Source organism: Microbacterium sp. 70-16 (genome assembly GCF_001898315.1).
GTDB lineage: Bacteria > Actinomycetota > Actinomycetes > Actinomycetales > Microbacteriaceae > Microbacterium.
Map to the genome: position 1 here is coordinate 580,780 of NZ_MKTQ01000014.1, position 25,604 is coordinate 606,383.

The following is a 25,604-nucleotide window of genomic DNA, read 5'->3' on the forward strand; positions in this document are numbered from 1 at the left end:
CTCAGACCTCGAGAAGCTCGGCCTCTTTGCGCTTGAGTGCCTCGTCGATCAGGTCGACGTGCGTGCGCGTGATGGTGTCGAGCTCCTTCTCGGCGCGGACCAGCTCGTCCTCGCCGACGTCGCTCTTGAGCGCGTCGAGCTCATCCTTGGACTTGCGGCGGATGCCACGCAGGTGCACCTTGGCATCCTCACCCTTCGTGCGCACGAGCTTGACGTACTCCTTGCGCCGGTCGGCGGTGAGCTCGGGCATCGTGACACGCACGAGGTTGCCGTCGTTGGTGGGGTTCACACCCAGGTTCGGGATGTCGCGGATCGCCTGCTCGATCGCCTTGAGCGCCGACTTGTCGTAAGGCGTCACGACCAGCGTGCGCGCTTCGGGTGCGTTCAGCGACGCGAGCTGCGACAGCGGCGTCGGCGAGCCGTAGTAGTCGACCATCACCCGCTGGAACAGCTGCGGGTTGGCGCGGCCCGTGCGCACCGTCGCGAAGTCGTCCTTCGCAGCCTCGACGGCGCGTTCCATGCGCCCGATCGTTTCGGCCAGGATCTCGGCGATCACGGTCACTCCATTCGTTGTTGCGTACCTACAGATTCTAGTGGCGCGAGCCGGGTCAGACCGTGACCAGCGTGCCGATCGGCTCGCCCAGCAGCGCGCGCGTGACGTTGCCCGCAGGCTCCATGCCGAACACACGCATGTCGATCCCGTTGTCCATGCAGAGGCTGAACGCCGTTGAGTCGACGACCTTGAGTCCGCGGTGCAGTGCGTCCTGGTAGGTGATGCGGTCGATCTTCGTCGCCGCGGCGTCCTTCTTCGGATCGGCCGTGTAGACGCCGTCGACACCGTTTTTGGCGACGAGCACTTCGTCGGCGCCGATCTCCAGCGCGCGCTGCGCGGCGACCGTGTCGGTTGAGAAGTAGGGCAGGCCCGCGCCCGCGCCGAAGATCACGACGCGACCCTTCTCCATGTGGCGCTCGGCGCGGCGAGGGATGTACGGCTCAGCGACCTGCGTCATCGAAATAGCCGACTGCACGCGGGTCGCGGCACCCGCCTGCTCGAGGAAGTCCTGTAGCGCGAGGGCGTTCATGACGGTGCCGAGCATGCCCATATAGTCGGCACGCCCGCGGTCCATGCCGCGCTGGCTCAGCTCGGCACCGCGGAAGAAGTTGCCACCGCCGACCACCACGGCGACCTCGACACGGTCGACCGCCGCGGCGATCTCACGAGCTATCTGGCCCACGATGTCGGGATTGACTCCGAGCTGACCTCCCCCGAACGCTTCTCCAGACAGCTTCAGCAGAACGCGGCGGCGTCCGGTGTTCTCGTCGATCATGGGGTTCCTCTCGTCACGTGCAGATTATCGAAAGCGGGCACGGAAAAGGGGTCCGCATCACCCGGAATGCGGACCCCCTTGACCGATTTACGCGCCGACCTTGAAGCGGGCGAAGTCGGTGAGCGTCAGCCCTGCGTCGCCGGCGACCTTCGCGACGGACAGCTTGTTGTCCTTCGCGTAGTCCTGGTCGAGCAGTGCGACCTGCTTGAAGAACGCGTTCACGCGACCTTCGACGATCTTCGGCAGGGCGGCCTCGGGCTTGCCCTCGTTGCGGGAGATCTCAGTGACGATCTCGCGCTCCTTCTCGACCTCGGCCGCGGGGACCTCGTCGCGGGAGAGGTAGGTGGGGTTCGCGAACGAGATGTGCTGCGCGATCGAGCGAGCCGTCTCTGCGTCCTCACCCGTGTACGCGAGCACCACGCCGACCTGCGGGGGCAGGTCCTTGCTGGTCTTGTGCAGGTAGATCTCGAACTTGTCGCCCGAGAGCGTGCGCACGCGGCGCAGTTCGACCTTCTCGCCGATGATGGCGGCCTCGTCGGAGATGAGCTCGGCGACCGTCTGCGCGCCGGCAGGCGCTGCCAGGGCGGCCTCGACCGAGTCGGCGTCGACGGCGGATGCTGCCTCGATGACCTTCTCGGCGAGCGCGATGAAGCGCTCGTTCTTCGCGACGAAGTCGGTCTCGGTGTTCAGCTCGAGGATCGTGACCTTGCCGTCGTGGGCAACGGCCGTGACCAGGCCCTCGCTCGTCGAGCGGTCAGCGCGCTTGGCGTTGCCCTTCGCGCCCTTCAGGCGAAGGATCTCGACGGCCTTCTCGAGGTCGCCGTCGGCCTCCTCGAGTGCCTTCTTGGTGTCGACCATTCCCGTGCCGAGCTGCTCGCGCAGCGCCTTGATGTCGGCGATCGTGAAGTTTGCCATGGGTGGTGGCTCCTAGTGATGAGTTCTGTGTGTGAGTTCTCGCGGGATGCCGACGCGGGACCGCCGCCTCACGGCGACGGCCCCGCATGCGGCGGGAAGGTGTCTTACTCGGCGGCGGCCGCTGCGGCGTCGCCTTCGGCCTTGGCCTCGGCGGCGGCCTCGTCAGCAGCCGACTCGGTTGCGATGGTCTCGACCTCGGCGACCTCGGTCACGACGGTCTCAGCCTCGGCGGCAGGGGCCTCAGCGGCGGCCTCGGTGACGGGGGCCTCGAGCAGCTCGCGCTCCCAGTCGGCCAGCGGCTCGGCATCCGCCGACTCGTCGGTCGGCTGGTGGCGCTGGATCAGGCCCTCAGCGGCGGCGTCGGCGATGATGCGGGTGAGCAGGCCCACCGAGCGGATCGCGTCGTCGTTGCCGGGGATCGGGTACTGGAACTCGTCGGGGTCGGCGTTCGTGTCGAGGATGCCGATCACGGGGATGCCGAGCTTGCGGGCCTCGTCGATCGCGAGGTGCTCGCGCTTGGCATCGACGACCCACATCGCCGACGGCGTCTTCTGCAGGTTGCGGATACCGCCGAGCGACTTGTGCAGCTTGTCGAGCTCGCGCTTCTTGAGCAGGAGCTCCTTCTTGGTGAAGCCGCTGTCGGCGGGGTTGTCGAAGTCGAGCTCCTCAAGCTCCTTCATGCGCGCGAGACGCTTGCTGACCGTCGAGAAGTTGGTCAGCAGACCGCCCAGCCAGCGCTGGTTGACGAAGGGCTGGCCGACGCGCGTGGCCTGCTCGGCGATGACTTCCTGCGCCTGCTTCTTGGTGCCGACGAAGAGGATCGTGCCGCCGTGGGCGACCGTCTCGCGCACGTACTCGTACGCCTTGTCGATGTAGCCGAGCGACTGCTGCAGGTCGATGATGTGGATGCCGGAGCGCTCGGTGAGGATGAAGCGCTTGACTTTCGGGTTCCAGCGGCGGGTCTGGTGCCCGAAGTGCACGCCGCTGTCGAGCAGCTGGCGAATGGTGACGACGGCCATGGCCGTTCTCCTGTTCTTTCGGTTGTTCGCTCGATCGGATGATCGATGCTCCTGGCGCCCGGCGCACACCCGCCCGCCGCAAGCGGAGGGACCTGTGGGTGTGGATGCCACGCGGGCGGACCTCTCGGTCGGCCCTGCGTTCTGGGCACGCGTAGTCACCCCGACGAGCGGGGTGCGGTCTCCAGTGTAACAGCCGCGCCCCGTCGGCACGCGCGGGGATGCGGGGGCCTTCCGGCGTGGGCGTCGCACCGACTCCTCCACAATTCGGCGATCTCGCGATGCGTCCACAGATGCGCCCTTCCGCGTCCCACGGCACGGCCGTGGCGCGCACAGTGGGGTCATGTTCCTGCGCCGTCGCTTCCGTCCCGTCGTGGCCGCCGCCGCGCTGGCGGTCGCCGCGGCGGTGCTCACGCCGGCCGCGGCTTCTGGCGATGGCATTCGGGGGTCGGCCTCTGGCGATGGCATCCATTCTTCGTCCGCAGTTGCCGGTGTCGGAAGCGCCTGGCAGTGGCCGATCGCGCCGCCGCGCATCGTCGCCCCGTTCGTCGCGCCGGCGCACGAATATGGCCCCGGGCACCGTGGCATCGACCTCGCCGCCCCCGAAGGGTCGGACGTGCACAGTCCGGCCCCCGGAGTCGTCGCATTCGCGGGCTCGGTCGCGGGGCGCGGCGTCATCACGGTCGACCACGGTGACGGCCTGGTCTCGACGTTCGAGCCGGTCGTGCCCGGCCTCGCGATCGGTACCGTCGTCGACGCGGGCGCGGTCGTCGGGACTGTCGCGTCCGGCGGCCACACGCCCGCCGACGCCGTCCACTTCGGCGTGCGCGAGTACGGCGAGTACATCAACCCGATGCTGCTGCTGGGCGGCATCGAGCGCGCCGTGCTGCTGCCGTGCTGTTGAGCGGCCCGCGCGGCGCGGCGCTCATCCGTCCCGAAATGCCGCTACGGGGCATCCCCACCGACAACTTCGGACGGATGAAGGTATGCCCGCGCCTACCCACCCCCGCTCATCCGTCCCGATTTGCCGCCGCGCGGGGATGCCAGCGACAACAACGGACGGATGAAGGATGCCCCGCCGCGCACGCGCGCGCGGGTCACGCCCGCGGGTGGGCGAGACGGTACGCCGCGGCGAGCTTCTCGGCCGAGACGTGCGTGTAGATCTGCGTCGTACCGAGGCTGGCGTGGCCGAGCATCTCCTGCACGGTGCGCAGATCCGCTCCCCCGTCGAGCAGGTGCGTCGCGGCCGAGTGGCGCAGAGCGTGCGGACCCACCGTCTCGCGCCCGACGACGGGCGCGAGCACGCGCGAGACGACGTCGTACGCGGCGCGTGCGCCGAGGCGCCCGCCTCGGGCACCGAGGAACAGCGCCGGCGTCCCCTCGCCGCGCCCGACGAGCACGGGCCGCGCCCGGGTCAGGTAGGCGTCGAGGGCGTGCGCGGCCGGATCGCCGTACGGGACGACCCGCTCCTTCGACCCTTTGCCGAGCACGCGGACGGTGCGCCGGCTGCGATCGAGGTCGTCGAGGTCGGCGCTGCACAGCTCCGCGACGCGCAGCGCCGAGGCGTACAGCAGCTCGAGGATCGCCGCATCCCGCAGTGCGAGCACGTCACCGCTCGTCGCGCGGGCACCTGCGCCGTCCAACACGGCGTCGAGCGCGACCGCCGTCGCGACCTTCGGCAGCGTCCGGCCGCGCTTGGGCGCGACCAGTCGCAGGCTGGGATCAAGCGGCACGAGGCCCTCATCGACCGCCCACGCGAAGAACCCGCGAACGGATGCCGTGCGGCGCGCGATCGTCGACCGGGCGTCACCGCGCTCGGTCGCCCGCCACAACCAGTCGCGCAGCGTCTCGAGATCGATGTCGGCGAGCTCGACCTCGCCGACGGTCGCAGCGAGGTCGCGCAGGTCGGCGGCGTACGCACGCACCGTCGCGGGCGACAGCCTGCGCACGTCGGCCAGGTGCGTGGCATACGCCGCAGCAGCGTCCGACAATCTCATCCCCTCAGCATGCCGCCTCCCGCCGCCACACGACCGTCGATCACCAGAGTGTCGCCGCGCCCGGCGCGCGCTGCACCCAGCCGGTCGCACGCCGCTCGACGACACCATCGAGCTCGAGCAGACCGAGCAGCGCCGCAGCCTCGCCGACGGCGAGGCCCGCCCGACGGGCCACGTCGGCGGTCTCCCGAGCGCTGCGCGCGCTCAGTGCGTCGAGCACGCGCGTGCGATCATCGATGTGATCGCCGACCTGCGCGCTCGAGAAGATCGTCTGCCCCAGACCGATCAGCTCACGCACGTCGTCGAGGCCGGTGATGCACACGGCATCCCCCTCGCGCAGCAGCCGGTGACAGCCCATCGAGGATGCCGAGGTGATCGGCCCCGGCACGACACCCAGCGGCCGCCCGATCGCCTGCGCGTGGTGGGCGGTGTTCAACGCGCCACTGCGCCAGCCTGCCTCGACGATGACCGTCGCGTCGCTGAGTGCGGCGATGAGCCTGTTGCGTGCCAAGAACCGGTGCTTCGTCGGCGTCGTGCCGCACGGTACCTCCGCGATCACCACGCCCGTGCGCGTGATCCGCTCGACAAGATCGACGTTGCCGACGGGGTAGGTCCGGTCGAGGCCGCCGGCCATGATAGCGACGGTCACGCCGCCTGCAGAGAGCGCGGCCGCATGGGCTGCCGCGTCGATGCCGTACGCGGCGCCGGAGTACACCGCGATGCCTGCGGCAGCACCGCCGGCCGCGAGATCTGCCGCGACGAACTCGCCGTACGACGACGATGCCCGTGCGCCGACCACCGCGAAAGCCGGGGTCATGCCACCGAGCAGCGCCACCTCGCCCCGCGCCCACAAGCACACCGGCGCGTACGGGCCGAGGTCGTAGGCGCGCTGCGGCCACGCGTCGTCTCCGGGGATCACGAGCTGCACGCCGGCCCGCCGAGCCGACTCCAGCGCCGGCGGTGCAGCACCGATCCGCGGATGCCAGCGTCCACGCGCCTGCGTGAGCTCGTTCCGCGTGAGGCCCGCCAGCGCGGCTTCATCCCATCCGCCGGAGGTGGCGCACGCCATTTCGAGCGCTCGCACGGCACCGACAGTGTCGATGAGGGCTCCCGCGACGCGGTCGCCCGGTTCGACCAGCGCCGACCACAGCGCCCGCGCGTACGCGTCGACGGGGTCGCCGTCGCCGCGCTCGGCGCCGAGCGGGCCGAGGGCGCGCGCCGCGGCATCCGGTGTCAGTTCGATCCCGTTCATCGGTCGGTCCCCCGCTTCAGATACAGCGCTCGGCCGATGTCCGCGACAGCGAGCCGCTCTCGGCCGGAGAGGTCGGCGTGCGACCACGCCACGCGCAGCACACGGTCGTAGCCGCGCAGCGTGAGCGCGCCGCGCTGCAGCGCGGCATCCAGCGGACGCCGGATGATCGGTTCGGGCGCGAGAGGCCCGTCGCGCAGCCACGCGCCGGACACCTCCGCGTTCGTGCGCCACGGCGTCTGAGCGAGCCGCACGGCCGCGCGGGCCCGGGCTTCCAGCACGCGTGCTCGCGCGTCGACGCTGGTGACCCGCGACGTGTCGTCGGCACGCAACTGCGCCACCGCGACACGCTGCAACGACAACTCGATGTCGATGCGATCGCGCAACGGCCCTGAGAGCTTTCCGAGGTACCGGCGAATCGCGAGCGACGGGCAGCGGCACTCCGCGTGCGGCACGCCGTAGTTGCCGCACGGACACGGGTTGGTCGCGAGCACGAGCTGGAACCGCGCGGGGAAGGTCGCCCGGAACCCGGCCCGGTGGATCTCGATGCTGCCCGACTCGAGCGGCTGCCGCAGCGAGTCCAGTGCGTGGCCCGCGAACTCACCGGCTTCGTCGAGGAACAGGACTCCCCCGCTGGCGCGGGCGATCGCCCCGGGCCGGACCGTCCGGCTGCCGCCGCCGATCAGGGCGGCGACGCTCGCGCTGTGGTGCGGCGCCTCGAAGGGTGCGACGCGGCTCAGCCGCGTGACGGGCAGTCCCGCGAGCGACCGCATCGACGCCGCCTGCACCGCCGCGTCGTCGTCGAGATCGGGCAGGATGCCCGGCAGACGTCGCGCGAGCATGGTCTTGCCAGCCCCTGGTGGGCCGCTCATCAGCACGTGGTGGCCACCGGCGGCGGCGAGGACGAGCGCGTCGACGGCATCCCGCTGCCCGATGACGTCGGCCAAGTCGGGCACGAGCTCGTCGGCGTCGAGCGCGGACCGCCCGGGCGGCGCGGCGACCGGTTCGAGGTCGGCACCCTCGAGTTCGGCCAGCTCGAGCCCGTGTCGGCGGAGGACGTCGCGCAGCGTCACCGCGCCGAACACCTCGACGCCGGGCACGAGCTCGGCCTCCTGCCGGTTGGCCCACGGGACGATCACCCGCTGCATGCCCGCCCGCGCCGCCGCCGCGACGGCGGGCAAGACGCCGGGAACCGGGCGCAGGCGTCCGTCGAGACCGAGCTCGCCGATGTGCACCGTGGACAACAGCGACACGGCATCCATCGGCGCCTCGGTCGCAAGCGCCGCAACAGCCATCGCGACATCGAGGCCTGACCCGTGCTTGGGAAGGTTGGCCGGCGAGAGGTTGACCGTGAGCTTCCGGCGCGGCAGGGGCAGCGCACTGTTCGCGCAGGCGTTGTGCACGCGTTGGTGCGCCTCGCCGACGGCCTTGTCGGCGAGCCCGATGATCGTGAAGCCGGGCGTCTGGTTCGACAGGTCGGCCTCGACCTCGACGAGGTCGCCCTGCAGTCCCGTCAGCACGACGCCCCACGTGCGTGCGACGCTCATCGCAGGTCCTCGAGGTGCTCGAGCACCGCTGTCGCGGGGTCTTCGCCGGTGATGCCGATCAGATCGAGCCGCAGTGTGCGGCGCCGCGCGACCTCGGGGTGCGCGACGGCCCACGCGCAGGCGAGGCGCCACAGCCGGTCGCGCTTGCGCTTGTCGACCGCTTCGAACGGGTGCCCGAACCACTCCGTGCGCCGGGTCTTGACCTCGACCACGACCAGGTGCGGCCCGCGCGCGGCGACGATGTCGAGCTCGCCCGCGGCGGTGCGCCAATTGCGGTCGAGCACCGTATAGCCCTGCGCCTGCAGGTGACGCGCCGCGCGCTCTTCACCGGCGCGCCCGCGGATGTCCTTGTCTGCCATGAATGGCATCGTGCCCGCGCGGCACGCGCCGTGGCGGCCGTTTCCGGCGATCCGTGGACAGTTCGCGAAACTCCTCGATTGTGGAGGAGACGATGCGCCGGCTCAGGAATCCAGCGAGAGCTCCTCCGGCAGCTGGAAGTCGCGCCGCTGCAGCTCTTCGACGTTGACGTCCTTGAAGGTCAGCACCCGCACCGACTTCACGAACCGATCGGCGCGGTAGATGTCCCACACCCACACGTCGGTCATCGTGATCTCGAAGTAGAAGTCGTGCTCGGTGTCGCGCCGCACGACGTTCACGTCGTTGGCGAGATAGAACCGACGCTCGGTCTCGATCACATACTGGAATTGCGAGACGACGTCGCGGTACTCCTTGTAGAGGGCGAGCTCCAACTCACGGTCGTAATCCTCGAAGACTTCGTCATCCATGGTGAGAACAGTCTAGAGCCGGGGCCGACTCGCCGTCGCCGCTGCGGGACACCCCGGAGCCGCCCCGCGTCGCCCGGATCCGCGTCAGAACAGCGTCGGAGCGTCGGCGATGGCCCACGACGCACGGTGGTGCGCACTCAGACCCTGCGCCCGGATGGCGGCGCGGTGCTCGGCACTCGCGTAGCCCTTGTTGCGCGCCCACTGGTAGGCGGGCGCTTCTTCGTGCAGCGACACCATCAGCGTGTCACGGGCGACTTTCGCGATGACGGATGCCGCCGATGCCGAAGCGCAGTCCCGGTCGGCCTTCACGATCGGCTGCACGTGCAGACCCTCGCCGCCCGCGGGTGTGATGTAGTCGTGGTTGCCGTCGAGGATGACGATCGCGTCCTCGACGAGCACACCGCCGCTGCGGAGGTCCGCGATCGCCCGGAGGGCTGCGAGCCCGAGCGCGCGCATGATGCCGACCTCGTCGATCTCGGCCGCGCTCGACCAGCCGACCGCCGACGCACCGACCCACGCCGCCGCCCGCGCCGCGACGTCGGGGCGGCGGTGCTCGGTGACGAGCTTCGAGTCGCGCAGTCCCTCGGGCACGCGGCGACGTGCTGCCGTGGCATCCACCGCGACCGCACCCACCGCGACCGGCCCCGCCAACGCACCGCGTCCGACCTCGTCGCACGCGATGACGAGGGCGTGCTCACGCAGCAGTCGGCGCTCGACCGTCAGCCGCGGTGCGACGACCGTCATCCGTTGCCGTCCGGCACACCTTCGAACACGTCGTGATGGAAGTCGATCGTGCCGAAGCGGCCCAGCGGCCACGTGATCAGGAACGCGCGCCCGACGACGTTCTCGACGGGGACGAAGCCGCCGGAGGGCTGGTCCATGTGATAGCGCGAGTCCTGCGAGTTGTCGCGATTGTCGCCCAGCACCCACAGGGATCCCTCGGGCACCGTGACGTCGTACGGCAGATCGCGCGGCGCGGTCTGCCCCTCGGAGAGATTCAGGTAGGAGGTCTCGTCGATCGGGGTGCCGTTGACGGTGATCTGGCCGAGCGCGTTGCAGCAGACGACGTGGTCGCCGCCGACGCCGATGATGCGCTTGATGAGATGGTCTTCACTGTCGGACGCGGTGATGCCGACGAGCGAGAGCAGCCAGTCGAAGGACTGCACGATCGGCGGCTGCGCCGGGCGCGTCGAGACAGGCAGCCAGCCGCCCGGGTCACGGAAGACGATCACGTCGCCGCGCTCGTAGTCGGAGAAGCGCGGCGTGAGTTCGTCGACGAGGATGCGGTCCTTGACCAGCAGCGTCTGCTCCATCGACCCCGAGGGGATGTAGAACGAACGCACCAGGAAGGTCTTGATGACGAAGGAGATCAGGATCGCGACGGCGACGATCACCAGGATGTCGCGCACGAGTGGCCAGATGCTGCGGCTGCGGCGGGCACGGGGCCGCAGCACCGGCTGGCCGTTCGGGCCGGGTTGCCCAGGTTGCCCGAGTCCGGCATCCGTCAGGTTCTCGGAGGTCATTCGCGTCTCTCTGGCTCGGCGCACCACGAATCGGTCCGCGCCCCCTCCAAGGTTCGCACATCCCGCGCCCGGTCCCGACATCCGTGGTGCGTCGACCGACGCAAAAGCCCCGGACGACGCGAGGCCGGTCCGGGGCTTGAGCACGCAGGCAGCGAGCCTGCGGAACGCGTCAGTTGTCGCGCTTCTCCTTGATCTTGGCCTTCTTGCCACGGAGTTCGCGCAGGTAGTAGAGCTTCGCGCGGCGCACGTCACCACGGGTGACGACCTCGATGTGGTCGATCACCGGGCTGTGCACGGGGAAGGTGCGCTCGACGCCCACCTGGAAGCTGATCTTGCGGACCGTGAAGGTCTCGCGCACACCGTCGCCGGAGCGGCCGATGACGACGCCCTGGAACACCTGGATGCGCGAGCGGCTTCCTTCGGTGATGTTCACGTGCACCTTGACGGTGTCACCGGGGGCGAAGGCGGGGATGTCGGAGCGGAGCGAAGCCGCGTCGACGGAGTCGAGGATCTGCATGATCGTCACTTCCTGCGACCGCCACAGGTCGATCGCGAGAGAGATGGTTGAAAAGAGTGGTGTGCGCCCGGGACGCCGACCAGCGGCGTCGTGCTCCCCTGAGGCAGAGCCTGATCAGGGCACAAACAGCTATTCTGCCACGAATGACGCCCGCCGCCAAAACGACGGCAGCGGCTCAGGATGCCTGCTGGTCGCCGCTCTCTCGGACGATGATGACGTCGGCATCCGAACTCTGCGCCTGCGTCTGCGTCTGCGTCTGCGGCGCCGGCACGTAGCCCATGCCGTCGGGCGTGTGCAGCACGATGCCCGCCGGCCGCGCCTCGCGCCACAGCTGCGCGAGCACCGACCACAGCGCCACGACGCCGACGATGACGGTGAGGGCGAACAGCGCCCACCACCACGGGTTGGAGAAGACGCCGAGCGCGACGATCAGCACGTTCCAGCCGCCGATGAGGCCGATGTCGGTCCACGACACGGCGCGTTCTGCGCGAGCCGTGCCACGTGCGCGGACGAGCAGCGTGAGGATGAGCTGGCCCACCATGACGATCGGGGCCGACAGCAGCACCCACAGCAGGGAGAGCGGGTTGGCGCCGAAGATGATCCAACCGACGAACAGCCACAGCGGCAGCACGAATGCAGCCGGAATCAGCCATCGATAGAACCCACTGCGTAGTGCCATGCCCTCGATGCTACGCCGGTCAGCCACAATGGAAGCTGACGAAAGGATCACGATGATCGAGCTGCGCACTCCCGCTGAGATCGAGGCGATGCGGCCCGCGGGGCGCTTCGTGGCGGAGGTGCTGGCGACGCTCCGAGACGACACGAAGGTCGGCACCAACCTGCTGACGATCGACAACCGCGCGCACGAGATGATCCGCCGCGCCGGCGCCGAGTCTTGCTACATCGACTACCACCCCTCGTTCGGCGCGAGCCCGTTCGGCAAGGTCATCTGCACGTCGATCAACGACGCGGTCTTGCATGGACTCCCCCACGACTACACGCTGCGCGACGGCGACCTCGTCTCGCTCGACTTCGCCGTCTCGGTCGACGGCTGGGTCGCCGACTCGGCGGTCTCGTTCGTCGTGGGCACACCGCGCGACGAGGATCTCGCCCTCATCGACACGACCCAGCGCGCACTCGATGCGGCGATCGGCGCGGCCGTGGCGGGTGACCGCATCGGCGACATCTCGCACGCGATCTCGCAGGTCGCCCGCGCCGACGGCTACTCGATCAACACCGACTTCGGCGGACACGGCGTCGGCCGCGTCATGCACGGCGACCCGCACGTGCCCAACGACGGCAAGCCCAACCGTGGCTACCCGCTGCGCTCGGGCCTGGTCGTCGCCCTCGAGCCGTGGTTCCTGCAGACGACCGACGAGCTCGTCACCGACCCCGACGGCTGGACGCTGCGCAGCGTCGACGGCTCGCGCGGCGCGCACGCCGAACACACCGTCGCGATCACGGCCGACGGCCCGATCATCCTCACCGACCGGTCGTTCCTCGGCGTCGACTGAGCGCGTCAGCCCTCGAGCAGGTCGGGACGGCGCTCGCGCGTGCGCTGCACCTGCTGGTCGTGGCGCCACTGCGCGACCTTGCCGTGGTGGCCGCTGAGCAGCACCTCGGGCACGTCGTAGCCGCGCCAGGACGCGGGCTTCGTGTACGACGGGTACTCGAGCAGGCCGTCCTCGTGCGACTCCTCGACGAGGCTCTCGGGGTTGCCGACGACGCCGGGGACGAGCCGGCCGATCGCCTCGATCATGGCCATCGCGGCGACCTCGCCGCCGTTGAGCACGTAGTCGCCGAGGCTAATGAGGCGCACGCGTCCGAGGGTGGCGGCATACGCGAAGACGCGTTCGTCGATGCCCTCGTAGCGGCCGCAGCCGAATACGAGGTGTGACTCGTCCGACAGCTCGCGGGCCGTCGCCTGCGTGAAGACCTCGCCGGCCGGCGACGGGAAGATGAAGACGGGCGGCTCGTCCGCGGCATCCGTGATGCCGTCGAGCACTTCGCCCCACGGCTCGGGCTTCATGACCATGCCCGCTCCCCCGCCGTACGGGGTGTCGTCGACCGTGCGATGGCGGTCGTGGGTCGCGTCACGCAGGTCGTGCACGTGCACATCGAGGATGCCCGCGCCGCGCGCCTTGCCCAGCAGAGACACTTCGAGCACGTCGAAGAACGCCGGGAAGATCGTGACGACGTCGATGCGCATCCCTCGAGTCTAGAGCGCGTGTTTCCAGCGCGTGACGGCGCCCTCACCTGCCGCCTCCCCCGCGCGTGACGGAGGTGTTACCCAGCGCTAACCGCGCGGGCGCGGGCGCCGAAACACCGCGTCCCTAGCGTGTGGGTAACGTCCGAGCCCACCCCAGGAGTCGTCATGACCACGAGCGTCACCCCTGCTGCACCACCGGCCGCACCCGCCCTCACCCATCGCCCGGGCCGCTGGATCGACGGCTGGAACCCCGAGGACAACGCCTTCTGGAACAGCGCGGGTCGCGCGATCGCGCGGCGCAACCTCGGCTGGTCGATCTTCGCCGAGTTCCTCGGCTTCATCATCTGGCAGCTGTGGAGCATCGTCGTCGTGATGCTGCCCGGTGCCGGGTTCACGCTCGAGAGCTCGCAGCTGTTCTGGCTCATCTCGCTGCCGAGCCTCGTCGGCGCGACGCTGCGGTTCCCGTACACGTTCATGGTCGCCCTCGTCGGCGGTCGCAACTGGACGATCATCTCGGCCGCCCTGCTGCTGATCCCCGCCGTGTTGCTGGGCGTCGTCGTCGCCAACCCCGAGACGCCGTTCGGCGTGCTGCTGCTGGTCGCGGCGCTCGCGGGTGTCGGCGGCGGCAACTTCGCGAGCTCGATGGCGAACATCACCTACTTCTTCCCGCAGCGCGAGAAGGGCTGGGCGCTCGGACTGAACGCGGCCGGCGGCAACCTCGGCACGTCGGTCGCGCAGTTCGCCGTGCCGATCGTCGTCACGATCGGCGCCGGCACGACCCTCAACCTGTCGCTCGCCGGCTGGATGTGGATCCCGCTGATCCTGGTGGCGATCTGGGGCGCGTGGCGGTACATGGACAACCTGTCGTCGGCGAAGGCTGACTTCGCCGGCTCTGCCGCGGCGCTGCGCCAGCCCCACCTGTGGCTCATGTCGCTGCTGTACATCGGTACGTTCGGGTCGTTCATCGGCTTCGCGAGCGTGTTCCCGAAGCTCATCGCCGACCAGTTCCCCGAGTACTCGACGTTCCAGGTCGGCCAGGCATCCCTCACGCTCGCCTTCCTCGGTGCGCTCGTCGGCTCGCTCGCACGCCCCTACGGCGGCAAGCTCGCCGACCGTGTCGGCGGTGCCCGCATCACGGTCGCGGCGTTCGCCGTCATGGCACTCGGCGCGCTGACCCTCGTGTGGATCCTGCCGCTGCACAACTTCTGGCTGTACCTGGGGTGCTTCCTCGTGCTGTTCGCCGCGACGGGCGTGGGTAACGGGTCGACGTACCGCATGATTCCGACGATCTTCGCGGCCCGCGCCGTCGCCCACGGCGTGCAGCCCGGCACACCCGAGGCCGCCGCGATGCAGCGCACGTCGGCGGCGTCGCTCGGGATCATCTCGGCGATCGGCGCGTACGGCGGGTTCCTCGTGCCGCAGGTGCTCAACCTGTCGCAGCAGGCGACAGGCGGCTACTCGGCCGCGTTCATCGGCTTCGTCGTCGGCTACGCCGCGCTGCTCGCCCTGACGGTCGCGATGTACCTCGTGCCGCGTGCGTCGCTCGGGCGTCAGCGCATCTGACGCCCGCGGTCATTACGCGCAGCGCCGCTCACCGCAGGGTGGGCGGCGCTGCTGCGTTGCGGTGCGCGCCCGCAACGCGGCAGCATGCGCGGCAACACACGCCCGCGCGACCGCGCGTCGGCACGCCACGCGACCCCACACCGCGCGGCAGCACCCGCGACAACGCGCGAATCAGTACACGTCGCGCGCGTAGCGACCGGATGCCGCAAGCTCGGACCGGTACTCGACCGCCGCGTCTTCGCTCAGCCCGCCGTGGCGGCGGATGATGTCGAGCAGCGTCGCGTCGACGTCGGTCGCCATGCGCGCGGCATCCCCGCACACGTACACGTGGGCGCCGTCGCCGAGCCAGCGCCACAGCTCGGCGCCGTGCTCGATCATGCGGTCCTGCACGTAGATCTTCTGCCGCTGGTCGCGCGAGAACGCGAGGTCGAGCCGCGTGAGCACGCCATCGTCGTGCAGGTCGGTGAGCTCGTCGCGGTAATAGAAGTCGCTCGCCTCGTGCTGCTCGCCGAAGAACAGCCAGTTGCGGCCCGTGTGGCCGTCGGCGCGGCGGTCGTGCAGAAACCCGCGGAAGGGTGCGACGCCCGTGCCGGGGCCGATCATGATCGCGGGAGCCGTGCCGTCTTCGGGCGGGCGGAAGTGCGGTGAGCGCTGCAGGAACACCGGGGCCTCCTGCGCCCGGTCGGCGAGGAACGTCGAGCACAGCCCGCCGCGCTCGCGCCCGCGCTCGGTGCGGAAGCGCACGACCGACACCGTCAGCTGCACTTCACCGGGGTCGGTCTTGGGGCTCGACGAGATCGAGTACTGGCGCGGCTGCAGCCGCCGCAGCACCAAGACCCATTCGTCGGGCTCTGCCCGCATCGGGAACTCGTGCACGACGTCGATCGCCTGCATGCTCCAGAGGAACTGCTCGAGCTTGGTCTTGTTCTCGCGCCGCAGGAGGGTCTCCAGACGCGAATCGCGGCTGCGGTCAGCGACGAGCGCGAGGAACTCCGGCGTGACGCGCGTGATGTCGAGCCGGGTGCGCAGCGCGTCGATGAGGGTGTGCTCCTGCCCGTCGACGTCGACGATCGCGTACGGGGCGGATGCCGTGGCGGTCAGCCACTCGTTCACGAGCGCGTCGGCGTTGACGCACACGACGCCGAGCGCATCGCCCGCGGCGTACGTCGCGCCGGTGCCGCTCAGGTCGAAGCCGAGCTGGCGCACCTCCTTGCTCGAGCCGGTGCCGCTCAGCAGCACGTTGCGCACGAGCGCCGCCCGCACGGGGTTGCTGCGGGTGAACAGCCGGCGCGTCGCCGGCGGGGCGGCGGGGGTGGCGGGGGTGGCGGGAACCGCAGTATCCGTCGCACCCGCACCCGTCGCGAGCAGCCCCGCGACGGTCTCGATCCAGGAGGCGGCGGATGCCTCGAAGTCGGGTTCGCAGTCCACCCGCTCGAGCAGTGCGGTCGCGCCGAGCTGCCCGAGGCGCTCGTCGAGGCTGCGGCCGTGGCCGCAGAAGTCGTCGTAGCTCGAGTCGCCGAGGGCGAGCACGGCGTAGCGCAGGCCCGCGAGGCCCGGCGCGTCGTCGGCGGCCAACTCGTCCCACAGTCCCGATCCGTTGTCGGGCGGTCCGCCGTCACCGAAGGTCGACGTGATCACGAGCAGCTGCTGCGTCGCGGCGAGATCCGCGACGTGGATGCCACACATGTCGGCCGTCCGCACCGGCACGCCGCGCGCCTGCAGCGCCGCCGCGCAGGCCGTCGCGACCTCCTCCGCGTTGCCGGTCTGCGAGGCCCACAGCACGGTCACGGGCACGCCGCCGGAGGCGCCCTCCGCGGCGTCCGCAGCGCCCCCAGGCAGGGAAGGCAACCCAGGCAACGCGGGCAACTCGACCCGTGAGTAGCCGCCGGCCAGCAGCCCTTCGAACCAGGCGCGAGCCTCCGCCCCGAGCGGGGCGGCCGGCGGCAGCGCTGGCGCCGTCCCCGGCGCCGGCGGCGCGGCGGCCAGGGCCGCGAGGAATCCGGCGATGTAGCTCCGCTCGGCGCCGGCGAGCACGGGCACGGCCGTCAGGTCGATTCCGGCGGCTGCCACGACGGCATCCAGCGACACCGCGGCACCCGCCTCGACCGGCGCGGCCACCGGCGCAACCGCCTCGGGCGCGGGGCCCACGCGCCGCACCGCGACGGCGGCGTACTTGAACTCGGGCTGCAGCGACGCGGGGTCGACGGCGTCGCTCGTGACGGCGTTGACGGTGAGGTCGGCCCCGTGCTCGTCGTTCCAGTGGAACGGAGCGAACAGGCCGCCGGGGCGCACGCGGTCGGTGACGACGGCCGACAGCACGACACGCCCGCGGCGTGACGCCACCTCGACCTGGTCGCCGTCGGCGATGCCGTGCGCGGCGGCATCGTCGGGGTGGATCTCGACGAAGGGATCCGGCGTCAGCTTCGCGAGCTTGCCGACCTTGCCGGTCTTGGTCATGGTGTGCCACTGGTGCTGCAGCCGGCCCGTGTTGAGGATCCACGGGTGGTCGTCGTCGGGCAGCTCGGCCGGGTCCAGATGCGGGCGCGCGAGGAACTGCGCGCGGCGCGACGGGGTCGCGAAGGCGAGCCGCGGAGTCACCCCCGAGGCATCCGTGAACAGTGACTGACTGACGCCGTCGTTGACGTAGCGGATCGGATGCCGTTCGGCGTCGTCACCCGGCGGGGCGGGCCACTGCACGGGTCCGCGCCGCAGTCGCTCATAGCTGATGCCGCGCATGTCCCAGCCGGTCTGCGGGTTCCAGAAGCGGCGGATCTCGTCGAAGACCTCTTCGCTCGAGGCGAAGTCGAAGCCGTCGGCGTAGCCCATCGCGCGCGCGATGCGGCAGATGAGCAGCCAGTCCGGCTCGGCCTGCCCCGGCGGTTCGGCGGCGCGGTGCACCAGGTTCACGGTGCGATCGCTGCCGACCGTCACCCCGTCCGATTCGATCCACAGCGTCGCCGGCAGCACCACGTCGGCGTACGCCGCCGTCGCGGTGCTCGCGTAGACATCCTGCACGAGGACGAACTCGGCGGCTTCGAGGCCCGCGATCACCGTGCCGCGATTGGCGACCGTGGCCACCGGATTCGTGCAGATGATCCACGCCGCCTTGATCTGACCGTCCGCCATCGCGCGGAACATGTCGATCGTCCCGGTGCCGCTCTCGGCGCGAATGCTGCCGGACGGCAGCCCCCAGATCTCCTCGACGACCGCGCGATCGTCAGCCGAGAACACGGCCCGCTGCCCGGGCAACCCCGGGCCCATGTATCCCATCTCACGGCCGCCCATCGCGTTGGGCTGCCCCGTGAGCGAGAACGGGCCGCTGCCGGGGCGGCAGATGGCGCCCGTCGCGAGGTGCAGGTTGCAGATCGCGTTCGTGCTCCACGTGCCGTGCGTGGACTGGTTCAGACCCATCGTCCACAGGGTCATCCACTCGCCGGCCTCGCCGATCCACTGGGCCGCCGTGCGGATGTCCGCTTCCGGGATGCCCGTGATCTCGGCGACCCGCGCAGGCGGATAGTCGGCGAGCAGGTCGGCCATCGCGTCCCACCCCTCGGTGTGCTCCGCGATGAAGTCCTCGTCGATGTGACCGCCGGCGACAAGCAGGTGCAGCAGGCCGTTGAGCAGCGCGAGGTCGGTGCCGGGGCGGATCTGCAGGAACAGGTCGGCGCGCTCGGCGGTCGCGGTGCGCCGCGGATCGACGACGATCAGCCGCGCACCCTGCTTGAGCCGGTCGGCCATGCGCAGGAACAGGATCGGGTGGCAGTCGGCCATGTTCGACCCGATGACGAAGAACAGGTCGGATGCCTCGAAGTCCTCGTACGACCCGGGAGGGCCGTCCGCACCGAGCGACTGCTTGTACCCGGTGCCCGCCGAGGCCATGCACAGGCGCGAGTTCGACTCGATGTGCAGCCCGCGCAGGTAGCCCTTGACCAGCTTGTTCGACAGGTACTGCGCCTCGATCGACATCTGACCCGAGACGTACAGCGCGAGGGCATCCGGCCCATGCTCGTCGACGATCGCGCGCAGTCTCGCCCCGGCATCCCGCACGGCGTCGTCGACGTCCGTCGCAATCGGGTCCGCACCCCGCGCGGGGCGCACGAGCGCCGTCTCGGCGCGGCCGGGAGTGCGCATGAGCTCGACGTGGGTCGCACCCTTCGTGCACAGCCGGCCCGCGTTGGTCGGGTGCGCCTTGTCGCCGACGGCGCGCGCGGGGGCGCCGTCGGGCCCGGGCGTGACGACGATGCCGCAGCCGACACCGCAGTACGAGCACACGGTGCGGTGCTCCTGCGGCGGCGCCGCGGGAGCCGCCGAGACCTCACCCGTCGGTGCCACATTCCGATGATGCGCGGCCGAGATTCCGCCGTGCTTCCGAACGTGTTACCCGAAGGTCACATCCTGCTCACACGCGAGGGCAGAGTGGAGTGAGGTTCAGTCTTCCGCGGCGACGTCTGCCGCGGTCTCGTCGTCGGGCTCCGCGGGCAGTTCTTCGAACAGACCCGCGGGCGGCGTGACGATGACGCGTCCGGCGGCGAGATCGACCTCGGGGACGATCGCCTTGACGAACGGCACGAGGATCTCGGCGTCGGCGTCGCCGCCGGAGGGACGCACGATCAGCAGGTCCTGCGCCGGGAAGTGGTCGACGCGCACGACGCGGCCGACGGTCACGCCCTCGCGCACGACATCGAGGCCGACGAGCTGGTGATCGAACCAGGCGTCGTCCTCGGCGGGCGCGGCGTCGTCCTGGTCGATCCAGAGGATCGCGCGCACGAGCGACTCCGCGCCGTCGCGGTCGTCGATGTCCTCGAAGAAGACGACGGGGTGCGTGTTCATCCAGCGGAACTCCCGCACCGTCACGGTCTTGCCGTGCCACGGGGATGCCGCCGGGACCTGCAGCGTGAACACCGCGCCGGGGACGAAACGCCCGTCCGGGTCGTCGGTGTACAGCTCGAGTTTGAGGGCGCCCTTCAGGCCATGGGCCTTGACGAGGCGCCCGACGCGCAGCTGATTGCGCGTCGGTTCTGCCGAGGCCATCTCAGTCGTCCGCGACGTCGACGCGCACGCGGCGGCCGTCGGCGAGCGCGGTCACAAGGGTGCGCAGGGCCTTGGCCGTGCGGCCGCCGCGCCCGATGACCCGACCCCGGTCGTCGGGGTGCACGCGCACCTCGAGGACGTCACCGCGAGGCGACGTGGAGGAACGGATGGTGACATCGTCCGGGTGATCGACGATCCCCTTGACGATGTGCTCGAGCGCGGCGGACAGCAAGGTCTTACTCGGCGTCGGTCTGCTCGGCGTCGGCCGCGGGGGCCTCGACCTCGTCAGCAGCCTCGGCGACGGGCTCTTCGGCCTTCTTCTCGACCTTGGGCTTGATGACCGACTTCTTCGCGGCGTCGACCTGGAACTCGCCCTTGTCTTCGGCGGTCTTCACGGTCGAGACAGCGTTCTTGTCGCCCTTGAACTTGCCCCAGTCGCCCGTGAGCTTGAGCAGCGCGGTGACCTGCTCGGTCGGCTGGGCGCCGACCGACAGCCAGTACTGGGCGCGGTCGGAGTCGATCTTGATGACCGAGGGCTCCTCGGTCGGGTGGTACTGACCGATCTCCTCGATGACGCGACCGTCGCGCTTGGTGCGCGAGTCGGCGACGACGATGCGGTAGTAGGGCGCACGGATCTTACCGAGGCGCTTGAGACGGATCTTGACAGCCACAATTCTCCTGAATGGTGTGATGTGAGGTGATGAACGTCGCCTGGAGCGTGGGGTGCACACCCGGCGGAAGCTCTGCGGTGGACCGTTCGCCGCTGGATAGAGGGTCGAGCGGGTGGTCCAACCGTCCATTTTGCCAGATTGTTGCGGATGCCGCGAACCGGCGACGCCGATTGCGCGGGTGCGTGCCAGACTGACGCCATGACGGTGCCGTTCGCGACCTCCGCCCGCTCGACCGTGGGACTCGAGTGGGAGCTCATGCTCGCCGACCGCGAGAGCGGCGACCTCGTCGGCCGTGCACCCGAGTTCCTGCCCGAACTGGAGGAGCGCACGGCGCTGGAGCGCTACACCGTGACCGGCGAGTTGCTGACGAACACGATCGAGGTCACCAGCGGGATCGGCGACACCGTGGCATCCGCCGTCGATGACATCGCCGATGCGATCGCCGACGTGCGCACGCTCACGAACCCCGCCGCCGTCGAGCTGCTGTGCGCCGGCAGTCACCCGTTCGCGCAGTGGTACGACCAGCAGGTCACCGATAAGACGCGGTACCACACCCTCATCGAGCGGACGCAGTGGTGGGGGCGCAACATGATGATCTGGGGCATCCACGTGCACGTCGGCGTCGACGACGTCGACAAGGTGTTCCCGATCATCGGCGCCCTGTCGACCTACCTCCCCCACCTGCAGGCGCTGTCGGCGTCGAGTCCGTTCTGGGCGGGTGAGCGCACCGGCTACGCGTCGAACCGCGCGCTCGTCTTCCAGCAGCTGCCGACGGCTGGCCTGCCGTGGCCACTCGACGACTGGGCGCAGTACGAGTCGTACCTGCAGGACCTCATCCGCACGGGAGTGATCACCGACGGCACGGAGGTGCGCTGGGACATCCGCCCGGCACCGCGCTGGGGCACGATCGAGGTGCGGGCCTGCGACGGCATGTCGACGCTGCCCGAGCTCGCCGCCGTCGCGGCGCTCGTCCAGGTGCTCGTCGAGCACTTCTCACGCGAGCTCGACGAGGGGCGCACCCTCGAGCGTCTGCAGCCGTGGTTCGTGCGCGAGAACAAGTGGCGCGCGGCACGATACGGGCTGGATGCCCGTGTCATCGTCGACCGCGCCGGTACGCAGCGCCTCGTCACCGAGCACCTGCTCGAGACGATCGAGCAGCTGGCGCCGGTCGCGGCCGATCTGCACTGCGCGCGCGAGTTCGCCGGTCTCGAGCGCATCGTCGCTCAGGGTGCCAGCTACGCGCGGCAGGTCGTGGTGGCCGAGGCCGCCGACGGCGATCTGCGCGAAGTGGTGCACCACCTCATCCGCGAGTTCCGCAACGGCCCGACGCTGCGCGAGCATCTGGCCGACCCGGCCAACTGACCGCCGCGGCCGCTCAGTCCTCGAAGCCCTCCGGCACGGCGGAATCGGTGCCCGGGATGCCTTCGGCGGTGGCCTTCTTGTCGGCCATCGCGAGCAGGCGGCGGATGCGCCCCGCGACGGCATCCTTCGTCAGCGGCGGATCGGCGTGATGGCCGAGCTCGTCGAGACTCGCGTCGCGGTGCGCGAGACGCAGCTCGCCGGCTTCGCGCAGGTGCTCGGGCACCTCGTCGGCGAGGATCTCGAGCGCTCGCTCGACGCGCGCGCATGCCGCGACGGCGGCCTGAGCCGAGCGGCGCAGGTTGGCGTCGTCGAAGTTCACGAGGCGATTGACGCCGGCGCGCACCTCGCGGCGCTGACGCTGCTCTTCCCAGGCTCCCGCCATGCGCACGGCGCCCATCTCGGCAAGCGCCAGACGGATCGCCTCGCCGTCGCGGACGACGACACGCGGCACGCCGCGCACCTCGCGGGCCTTCGCCGCGATGCCCAGGCGGTGCGCCGCGCCGACGAGCGCCATCGCGGCCTCACCCGACGGGCAGGCGATCTCGAGCGCCGCGGAGCGGCCGGGGTCAGACAGGGTGCCGGCGGCGAGGAACGCACCGCGCCAGACGGCGGCGAGGTCGGGGCGCGCGCCCGTCGTGAGCTTGTTCGGCAGCCCGCGCACCGGGCGGCGGCGCTGGTCGAGCAGGCCGGTCTGCCGGGCGAGGGTCTCTCCCCCGTCGATGACGCGCACGGCGAACGAGCCGCCGGCGCGACCACCCGATGCCTGCACACGGTGCAGCTCAGGGCGCACGCCGTAGAGCTCCATGATGTCGCGGGCGACGCGGCGCGCCAGCAGATCCGACTCGAGTTCGGCCTCGACCGCGACGCGGCCGGCGATGGAGTGGAGGCCGCCCGAGAAGCGGAGGATCGCGGTCAACTCCGCCACTCGAGCCGTGGGACGAGGGTCGCGAACGGCGGCCAGCTCGGTCTTCACGTCAGCGGTAGGCGACACAGCAATCCTTCGTGCGGGGGTCGGGGGACAAAGGAACAGCCTACTCGCGTCCGAGGTCGCGGTGCTTCACCCGTACGGCTACACCCGGCACCTCCGCCAGCCGCTGGGCCAGTTCGATCGCGGTGACGACCGAGCGGTGCTTGCCGCCGGTGCACCCGACCGCAACGACGGAATGCCGCTTGTTCTCGCGCTGGTAGCCCTCCAGAACGGGGTGCAACGCGCGCGCATACGCGTCGATGAACTCCAGCGCTCCGGGCTGGGCGAGCACGTACTCGCGCACCTGTTCCTCTTCGCCGGTGTGCCCCTTCAGCTCGGGCACCCAGAACGGGTTCGGCAGGAACCGCATGTCGGCGACCATGTCGACGTCGGTGGGCAGCCCGTACTTGAACCCGAAGCTCATGACGGTGACGGTGTGCCGCGCCGCGCCCTCGTCGGTGAACAGGTCGACCACCCGCGTCGCGAGCTGATGGATGTTCAGCGCGCTCGTGTCGATCAGCATGTCGGCGCTCGCGCGGATGATCGACACCCGCTCGCGCTCCCGCTGGATGCCATCGAGGATCGTCCCGTCACCCTGCAGCGGATGCGGGCGGCGCACCGACTCGAATCTCCGCACGAGCACGTCGTCGGAGGCATCCAGGAACAGGACGCGCAGCTGGCGGCCCGCGCGCAGCGCCGCGGCGATCGTGGGCAGTTCGGTGAACAGGTCGCGGCCACGCACGTCGACGACGGCGGCGATCTTCGGCAGCGCACCGCCGGCAAGCTCCGACAGCTCGAGCAGAGGCCTCAGCATCTGCGGCGGGAGGTTGTCGACGACGTACCAGCCGAGGTCTTCGAGGGCGTTCGCCGCGGTCGTGCGGCCTGCCCCCGACATCCCCGTCACGATCAGGATCTCGCCAGGTGCCTGATCCTCTGCCACGTCTGCTCCCACGCTCGGCCTGCTGTCGCCCGTCCGACCAGCCTATCGATTCGCGAGACGCTGCTCGATCGCGGCCGCCAGCTTCGGTCCGATGCCGGGCAGTTCGGTGATCTCGTCGGCAGTCGCCTTGCTGAGCGCTGTGACCGATCCGAAGTGCTTCAACAGCGCCTTGATGCGGGCTTCGCCCAGGCCCGGCACTTCGCTCAGCACCGTCGTGATGTCGCGTCGGCGCCGCTTGCGCTGGTGCGTGATCGCGAAGCGGTGTGCCTCGTCGCGCAGACGCTGGATCAGGTACAGCGCCTCCGACGTGCGCGGCAGGATGACCGGATAGTCCTCCCCCGGCAGCCAGATCTCTTCGAGTCGCTTCGCGATGCCGCAGAGGGCGATCTCGGTGTGGCCGGCGTCGGCGAGGGCGCGGGCCGCCGCCGCGACCTGCGGAGCACCGCCGTCGACGACGAGCAGCTGCGGGCGGTAGGCGAACCGTGGGCGCTTGCGCTCGGTGACGACCGGCCCCTCGACAGGCTCGGGGGCCAGGGTTCCAGTGGTCACTGAGCTTGTCGAGGGGCCGTCGGGGGCTTCAGAGGCGTCGGGGGCCTCGTCGCGGTCGACGTGGGCGAGGCGGCGTGTGAGCACCTGGTAGAGCGAGTCGGTGTCGTCGGTGGTCTCGGCGACGCTGAACGAGCGGTACTGGTCCTTGCGCGGCAGTCCGTCTTCGAAGACGACCATGGATGCCACGACGTTCGTCCCCGACAGGTGCGACACGTCGTAGCACTCGATCCGCAGCGGTGCCTCGTCAAGCCCCAGGGCGAGCTGCAGATCGGTCAGCGCCTTCGTGCGTGCCGTGTAGTCCGAAGTCCGCCGGGTCTTGTGCAGCATGAGCGCCTGCTGGGCGTTGAGCGTCGCCGTGCGCATCAGATCGGCCTTGCGGCCGCGCTGTGCGACCTGCAGGGTGACGCGCCGGCCACGGCGCTCTTGCAGCCATTGCTCGAGCTCGGCGGCGTCCTCCGGCATCGTCGGGACGAGCACCTGGCGCGGAATCTCGCCCGCCCCCGCCGACCCGTAGGTGCGCTGCAGCACCTGGTCGACGAGCTCTGCGCCCGAGATGTCGAGTTCCTTGTCGATCGTCGTCGCGCGCACCCCGCGCACGCGTCCGCCGCGGATCACAAAGTGCTGCACCGCGGCCGACAGCTCGTCCTCGGCGATGCCGAACAGGTCGGCGTCGGTGTCTTCCGCGAGCACGAGTGAGCTGCGACTGAGGACGGCGTCGATCGACTGCAGCCGGTCGCGGTAGACGGCCGCCGACTCGTAGTCCATGGCGGCGGATGCCTCACGCATCCGCGTCGTCAGTTCGCGTGTGAACCGCGCGTCGCCGCCCGACATGAACGCGACGAAGTCGTCGACGATCGCGCGGTGCTCTTCGACCGTCACCTTCATCGAGCACGGGCCGCCGCAACGGCCGATCTGACCGGGGAAGCACGGGCGGCCGGTGGCCATGGCCTTCTTGTACGAGGCATCCGAACAGGTGCGGATCGGGAAGACCTTGATCATCAGGTCGATCGTGTCGTGCACAGCCCACACTTTGGGGTACGGGCCGAAGTAGCGGGCGCCGGGGATGCGCCGGTTGCGCGTGACGATGACGCGCGGCGCCTCGTCGCCGAGGGTGATCGCCATGTAGGGGTAGGACTTGTCGTCCTTGTACCGCACGTTGAACGGCGGCGAGAACTCCTGGATCCACATGTACTCGAGCTGCAGCGACTCTACGTCGCTGGCGACGACGGTCCACTCCACCGACGTCGCGGTCGTCACCATGCGGCGCGTGCGCTCGTGCAGCGTGTGCAGCGGCGCGAAGTAGTTCGACAGCCGCGCGCGCAAGTTCTTCGCCTTGCCGACGTACAGCACGCGGCCGTCGGCATCGCGGAAGCGGTAGACGCCGGGCTGGGTGGGGATCTCTCCCTGCTTCGGCTTGTAGGGCAGTTGGTTCGCCATC

25 protein-coding genes are annotated in these 25,604 nt (G+C 70.4%); 4 read left to right on the plus strand and 21 right to left on the minus strand.

Going from position 1 to position 25,604, the window contains the following annotated elements:
- Position 1: 1 nt before the first annotated feature.
- The 4 genes from frr to rpsB form a co-directional block, all read right to left on the minus strand.
- Entirely contained in the window at positions 2 to 556 is a 555-nt protein-coding gene (gene frr, locus BGO46_RS07730) for a ribosome recycling factor (RefSeq protein WP_292676494.1), read from the minus strand.
- Between the two features lie 52 nt (positions 557 to 608).
- Positions 609 to 1,328: a UMP kinase gene (gene pyrH / locus BGO46_RS07735; protein ID WP_292676107.1), complete on the minus strand. Its 720-nt coding sequence runs from the start codon at positions 1,326 to 1,328 to the stop codon at positions 609 to 611.
- 87 nt (positions 1,329 to 1,415) lie between these two features.
- Positions 1,416 to 2,243 (minus strand): translation elongation factor Ts, encoded by an 828-nt coding sequence (gene tsf / locus BGO46_RS07740; RefSeq protein ID WP_292676104.1) that lies wholly within the window; start codon positions 2,241 to 2,243, stop codon positions 1,416 to 1,418.
- A 104-nt stretch (positions 2,244 to 2,347) separates the two neighbouring features.
- On the minus strand, positions 2,348 to 3,262 hold the full coding sequence (rpsB, locus tag BGO46_RS07745; protein WP_292676102.1) for a 30S ribosomal protein S2: 915 nt from the start codon (positions 3,260 to 3,262) through the stop codon (positions 2,348 to 2,350).
- 340 nt (positions 3,263 to 3,602) lie between these two features.
- On the opposite strand from rpsB, the gene BGO46_RS07750 reads away from it, so the two are divergent.
- On the plus strand, positions 3,603 to 4,163 hold the full coding sequence (locus tag BGO46_RS07750) for a M23 family metallopeptidase (RefSeq protein ID WP_292676100.1): 561 nt from the start codon (positions 3,603 to 3,605) through the stop codon (positions 4,161 to 4,163).
- Positions 4,164 to 4,356: 193 nt separating this feature from the next.
- Here BGO46_RS07750 and BGO46_RS07755 read toward each other — a convergent pair whose 3' ends face one another.
- The 9 genes from BGO46_RS07755 to BGO46_RS07795 form a co-directional block, all read right to left on the minus strand.
- Entirely contained in the window at positions 4,357 to 5,256 is a 900-nt protein-coding gene (locus tag BGO46_RS07755; protein WP_292676098.1) for a tyrosine-type recombinase/integrase, read from the minus strand.
- Positions 5,257 to 5,296: 40 nt separating this feature from the next.
- Entirely contained in the window at positions 5,297 to 6,505 is a 1,209-nt protein-coding gene (dprA, locus tag BGO46_RS07760; RefSeq protein WP_292676095.1) for a DNA-processing protein DprA, read from the minus strand.
- Positions 6,502 to 8,049 (minus strand): YifB family Mg chelatase-like AAA ATPase, encoded by a 1,548-nt coding sequence (locus BGO46_RS07765; RefSeq protein WP_292676093.1) that lies wholly within the window; start codon positions 8,047 to 8,049, stop codon positions 6,502 to 6,504. Before BGO46_RS07765 ends, dprA begins: the two co-directional genes overlap by 4 nt.
- Complete coding sequence (locus BGO46_RS07770; protein ID WP_292676090.1) at positions 8,046 to 8,408, minus strand: YraN family protein; 363 nt, start codon at positions 8,406 to 8,408, stop codon at positions 8,046 to 8,048. The genes BGO46_RS07765 and BGO46_RS07770 overlap by 4 nt, the downstream gene beginning before the upstream one ends.
- Positions 8,409 to 8,510: 102 nt before the next feature.
- A complete protein-coding gene (locus BGO46_RS07775; RefSeq protein WP_292676087.1) occupies positions 8,511 to 8,834 on the minus strand; it encodes a DUF2469 family protein in 324 nt (107 codons plus the stop codon).
- Between the two features lie 84 nt (positions 8,835 to 8,918).
- On the minus strand, positions 8,919 to 9,578 hold the full coding sequence (locus BGO46_RS07780) for a ribonuclease HII (RefSeq protein ID WP_292676084.1): 660 nt from the start codon (positions 9,576 to 9,578) through the stop codon (positions 8,919 to 8,921).
- On the minus strand, positions 9,575 to 10,357 hold the full coding sequence (gene lepB, locus BGO46_RS07785) for a signal peptidase I (protein ID WP_292676082.1): 783 nt from the start codon (positions 10,355 to 10,357) through the stop codon (positions 9,575 to 9,577). Before lepB ends, BGO46_RS07780 begins: the two co-directional genes overlap by 4 nt.
- Before the next feature lie 169 nt (positions 10,358 to 10,526).
- The gene (gene rplS, locus BGO46_RS07790; RefSeq protein ID WP_292676079.1) at positions 10,527 to 10,874 is read right to left on the minus strand and encodes a 50S ribosomal protein L19; all 348 of its coding nucleotides are present in this window, start codon (positions 10,872 to 10,874) and stop codon (positions 10,527 to 10,529) included.
- A 175-nt stretch (positions 10,875 to 11,049) separates the two neighbouring features.
- On the minus strand, positions 11,050 to 11,553 hold the full coding sequence (locus BGO46_RS07795; protein WP_292676076.1) for an MFS transporter permease: 504 nt from the start codon (positions 11,551 to 11,553) through the stop codon (positions 11,050 to 11,052).
- 52 nt (positions 11,554 to 11,605) lie between these two features.
- Here BGO46_RS07795 and map point away from each other — a divergent pair, with 52 nt between their 5' ends.
- On the plus strand, positions 11,606 to 12,388 hold the full coding sequence (gene map, locus BGO46_RS07800; RefSeq protein WP_292676074.1) for a type I methionyl aminopeptidase: 783 nt from the start codon (positions 11,606 to 11,608) through the stop codon (positions 12,386 to 12,388).
- 5 nt (positions 12,389 to 12,393) lie between these two features.
- On the opposite strand, the gene trmD is transcribed toward map, so the two are convergent.
- Positions 12,394 to 13,083, minus strand: a complete 690-nt coding sequence (gene trmD / locus BGO46_RS07805; protein ID WP_292676072.1) for a tRNA (guanosine(37)-N1)-methyltransferase TrmD — start codon at positions 13,081 to 13,083, stop codon at positions 12,394 to 12,396.
- Between the two features lie 165 nt (positions 13,084 to 13,248).
- Here trmD and BGO46_RS07810 point away from each other — a divergent pair, with 165 nt between their 5' ends.
- The gene (locus BGO46_RS07810) at positions 13,249 to 14,646 is read left to right on the plus strand and encodes an MFS transporter (protein ID WP_292676070.1); all 1,398 of its coding nucleotides are present in this window, start codon (positions 13,249 to 13,251) and stop codon (positions 14,644 to 14,646) included.
- A 171-nt stretch (positions 14,647 to 14,817) separates the two neighbouring features.
- Here the strand turns inward: BGO46_RS07810 and BGO46_RS07815 are convergent, their stop codons facing one another.
- From BGO46_RS07815 to rpsP, 4 genes are all read right to left on the minus strand, one after another.
- Positions 14,818 to 18,978, minus strand: coding sequence for a bifunctional nitrate reductase/sulfite reductase flavoprotein subunit alpha (locus BGO46_RS07815; RefSeq protein ID WP_292676067.1), 4,161 nt, complete (start codon positions 18,976 to 18,978; stop codon positions 14,818 to 14,820).
- A gap of 96 nt (positions 18,979 to 19,074) precedes the next feature.
- On the minus strand, positions 19,075 to 19,677 hold the full coding sequence (gene rimM, locus BGO46_RS07820; protein ID WP_292676064.1) for a ribosome maturation factor RimM: 603 nt from the start codon (positions 19,675 to 19,677) through the stop codon (positions 19,075 to 19,077).
- A gap of 1 nt (position 19,678) precedes the next feature.
- Positions 19,679 to 19,909, minus strand: coding sequence for an RNA-binding protein (locus tag BGO46_RS07825; RefSeq protein WP_292676061.1), 231 nt, complete (start codon positions 19,907 to 19,909; stop codon positions 19,679 to 19,681).
- Between the two features lie 4 nt (positions 19,910 to 19,913).
- Positions 19,914 to 20,348: a 30S ribosomal protein S16 gene (rpsP, locus tag BGO46_RS07830; RefSeq protein ID WP_292676059.1), complete on the minus strand. Its 435-nt coding sequence runs from the start codon at positions 20,346 to 20,348 to the stop codon at positions 19,914 to 19,916.
- A gap of 198 nt (positions 20,349 to 20,546) precedes the next feature.
- Between rpsP and BGO46_RS07835 the strand changes: the two genes are divergently transcribed.
- Positions 20,547 to 21,710 carry a glutamate--cysteine ligase gene (locus BGO46_RS07835; protein ID WP_292676057.1) on the plus strand — a complete coding sequence of 388 codons (1,164 nt, stop codon included), beginning with the start codon at positions 20,547 to 20,549 and terminating at the stop codon, positions 21,708 to 21,710.
- Positions 21,711 to 21,723: 13 nt separating this feature from the next.
- Here the strand turns inward: BGO46_RS07835 and whiA are convergent, their stop codons facing one another.
- Genes whiA through uvrC form a run of 3 tightly spaced genes read right to left on the minus strand, consistent with a single transcriptional unit; the run spans position 21,724 to position 25,603 of the window.
- The gene (gene whiA / locus BGO46_RS07840; protein ID WP_292676055.1) at positions 21,724 to 22,701 is read right to left on the minus strand and encodes a DNA-binding protein WhiA; all 978 of its coding nucleotides are present in this window, start codon (positions 22,699 to 22,701) and stop codon (positions 21,724 to 21,726) included.
- Between the two features lie 40 nt (positions 22,702 to 22,741).
- Positions 22,742 to 23,617, minus strand: coding sequence for an RNase adapter RapZ (rapZ, locus tag BGO46_RS07845; RefSeq protein ID WP_292676054.1), 876 nt, complete (start codon positions 23,615 to 23,617; stop codon positions 22,742 to 22,744).
- Positions 23,618 to 23,659: 42 nt separating this feature from the next.
- Complete coding sequence (gene uvrC / locus BGO46_RS07850; protein WP_292676052.1) at positions 23,660 to 25,603, minus strand: excinuclease ABC subunit UvrC; 1,944 nt, start codon at positions 25,601 to 25,603, stop codon at positions 23,660 to 23,662.
- Between the last annotated feature and the right edge of the window lies 1 nt (position 25,604).

Excerpts from the sequence above, each read along its gene's own strand:
- pyrH (WP_292676107.1), bottom strand. The coding sequence starts at position 1,328 with ATGATCGACGAGAACACCGGACGCCGCCGCGTTCTGCTGAAGCTGTCT.
- tsf (WP_292676104.1), bottom strand. The coding sequence starts at position 2,243 with ATGGCAAACTTCACGATCGCCGACATCAAGGCGCTGCGCGAGCAGCTC.
- rpsB (WP_292676102.1), bottom strand. The coding sequence starts at position 3,262 with ATGGCCGTCGTCACCATTCGCCAGCTGCTCGACAGCGGCGTGCACTTC.
- BGO46_RS07750 (WP_292676100.1), top strand. The coding sequence starts at position 3,603 with ATGTTCCTGCGCCGTCGCTTCCGTCCCGTCGTGGCCGCCGCCGCGCTG.
- BGO46_RS07755 (WP_292676098.1), bottom strand. The coding sequence starts at position 5,256 with ATGAGATTGTCGGACGCTGCTGCGGCGTATGCCACGCACCTGGCCGAC.
- dprA (WP_292676095.1), bottom strand. The coding sequence starts at position 6,505 with ATGAACGGGATCGAACTGACACCGGATGCCGCGGCGCGCGCCCTCGGC.
- BGO46_RS07765 (WP_292676093.1), bottom strand. The coding sequence starts at position 8,049 with ATGAGCGTCGCACGCACGTGGGGCGTCGTGCTGACGGGACTGCAGGGC.
- BGO46_RS07770 (WP_292676090.1), bottom strand. The coding sequence starts at position 8,408 with ATGGCAGACAAGGACATCCGCGGGCGCGCCGGTGAAGAGCGCGCGGCG.
- BGO46_RS07775 (WP_292676087.1), bottom strand. The coding sequence starts at position 8,834 with ATGGATGACGAAGTCTTCGAGGATTACGACCGTGAGTTGGAGCTCGCC.
- BGO46_RS07780 (WP_292676084.1), bottom strand. The coding sequence starts at position 9,578 with ATGACGGTCGTCGCACCGCGGCTGACGGTCGAGCGCCGACTGCTGCGT.
- lepB (WP_292676082.1), bottom strand. The coding sequence starts at position 10,357 with ATGACCTCCGAGAACCTGACGGATGCCGGACTCGGGCAACCTGGGCAA.
- rplS (WP_292676079.1), bottom strand. The coding sequence starts at position 10,874 with ATGCAGATCCTCGACTCCGTCGACGCGGCTTCGCTCCGCTCCGACATC.
- BGO46_RS07795 (WP_292676076.1), bottom strand. The coding sequence starts at position 11,553 with ATGGCACTACGCAGTGGGTTCTATCGATGGCTGATTCCGGCTGCATTC.
- map (WP_292676074.1), top strand. The coding sequence starts at position 11,606 with ATGATCGAGCTGCGCACTCCCGCTGAGATCGAGGCGATGCGGCCCGCG.
- trmD (WP_292676072.1), bottom strand. The coding sequence starts at position 13,083 with ATGCGCATCGACGTCGTCACGATCTTCCCGGCGTTCTTCGACGTGCTC.
- BGO46_RS07810 (WP_292676070.1), top strand. The coding sequence starts at position 13,249 with ATGACCACGAGCGTCACCCCTGCTGCACCACCGGCCGCACCCGCCCTC.
- rimM (WP_292676064.1), bottom strand. The coding sequence starts at position 19,677 with ATGGCCTCGGCAGAACCGACGCGCAATCAGCTGCGCGTCGGGCGCCTC.
- BGO46_RS07835 (WP_292676057.1), top strand. The coding sequence starts at position 20,547 with ATGACGGTGCCGTTCGCGACCTCCGCCCGCTCGACCGTGGGACTCGAG.
- uvrC (WP_292676052.1), bottom strand. The coding sequence starts at position 25,603 with ATGGCGAACCAACTGCCCTACAAGCCGAAGCAGGGAGAGATCCCCACC.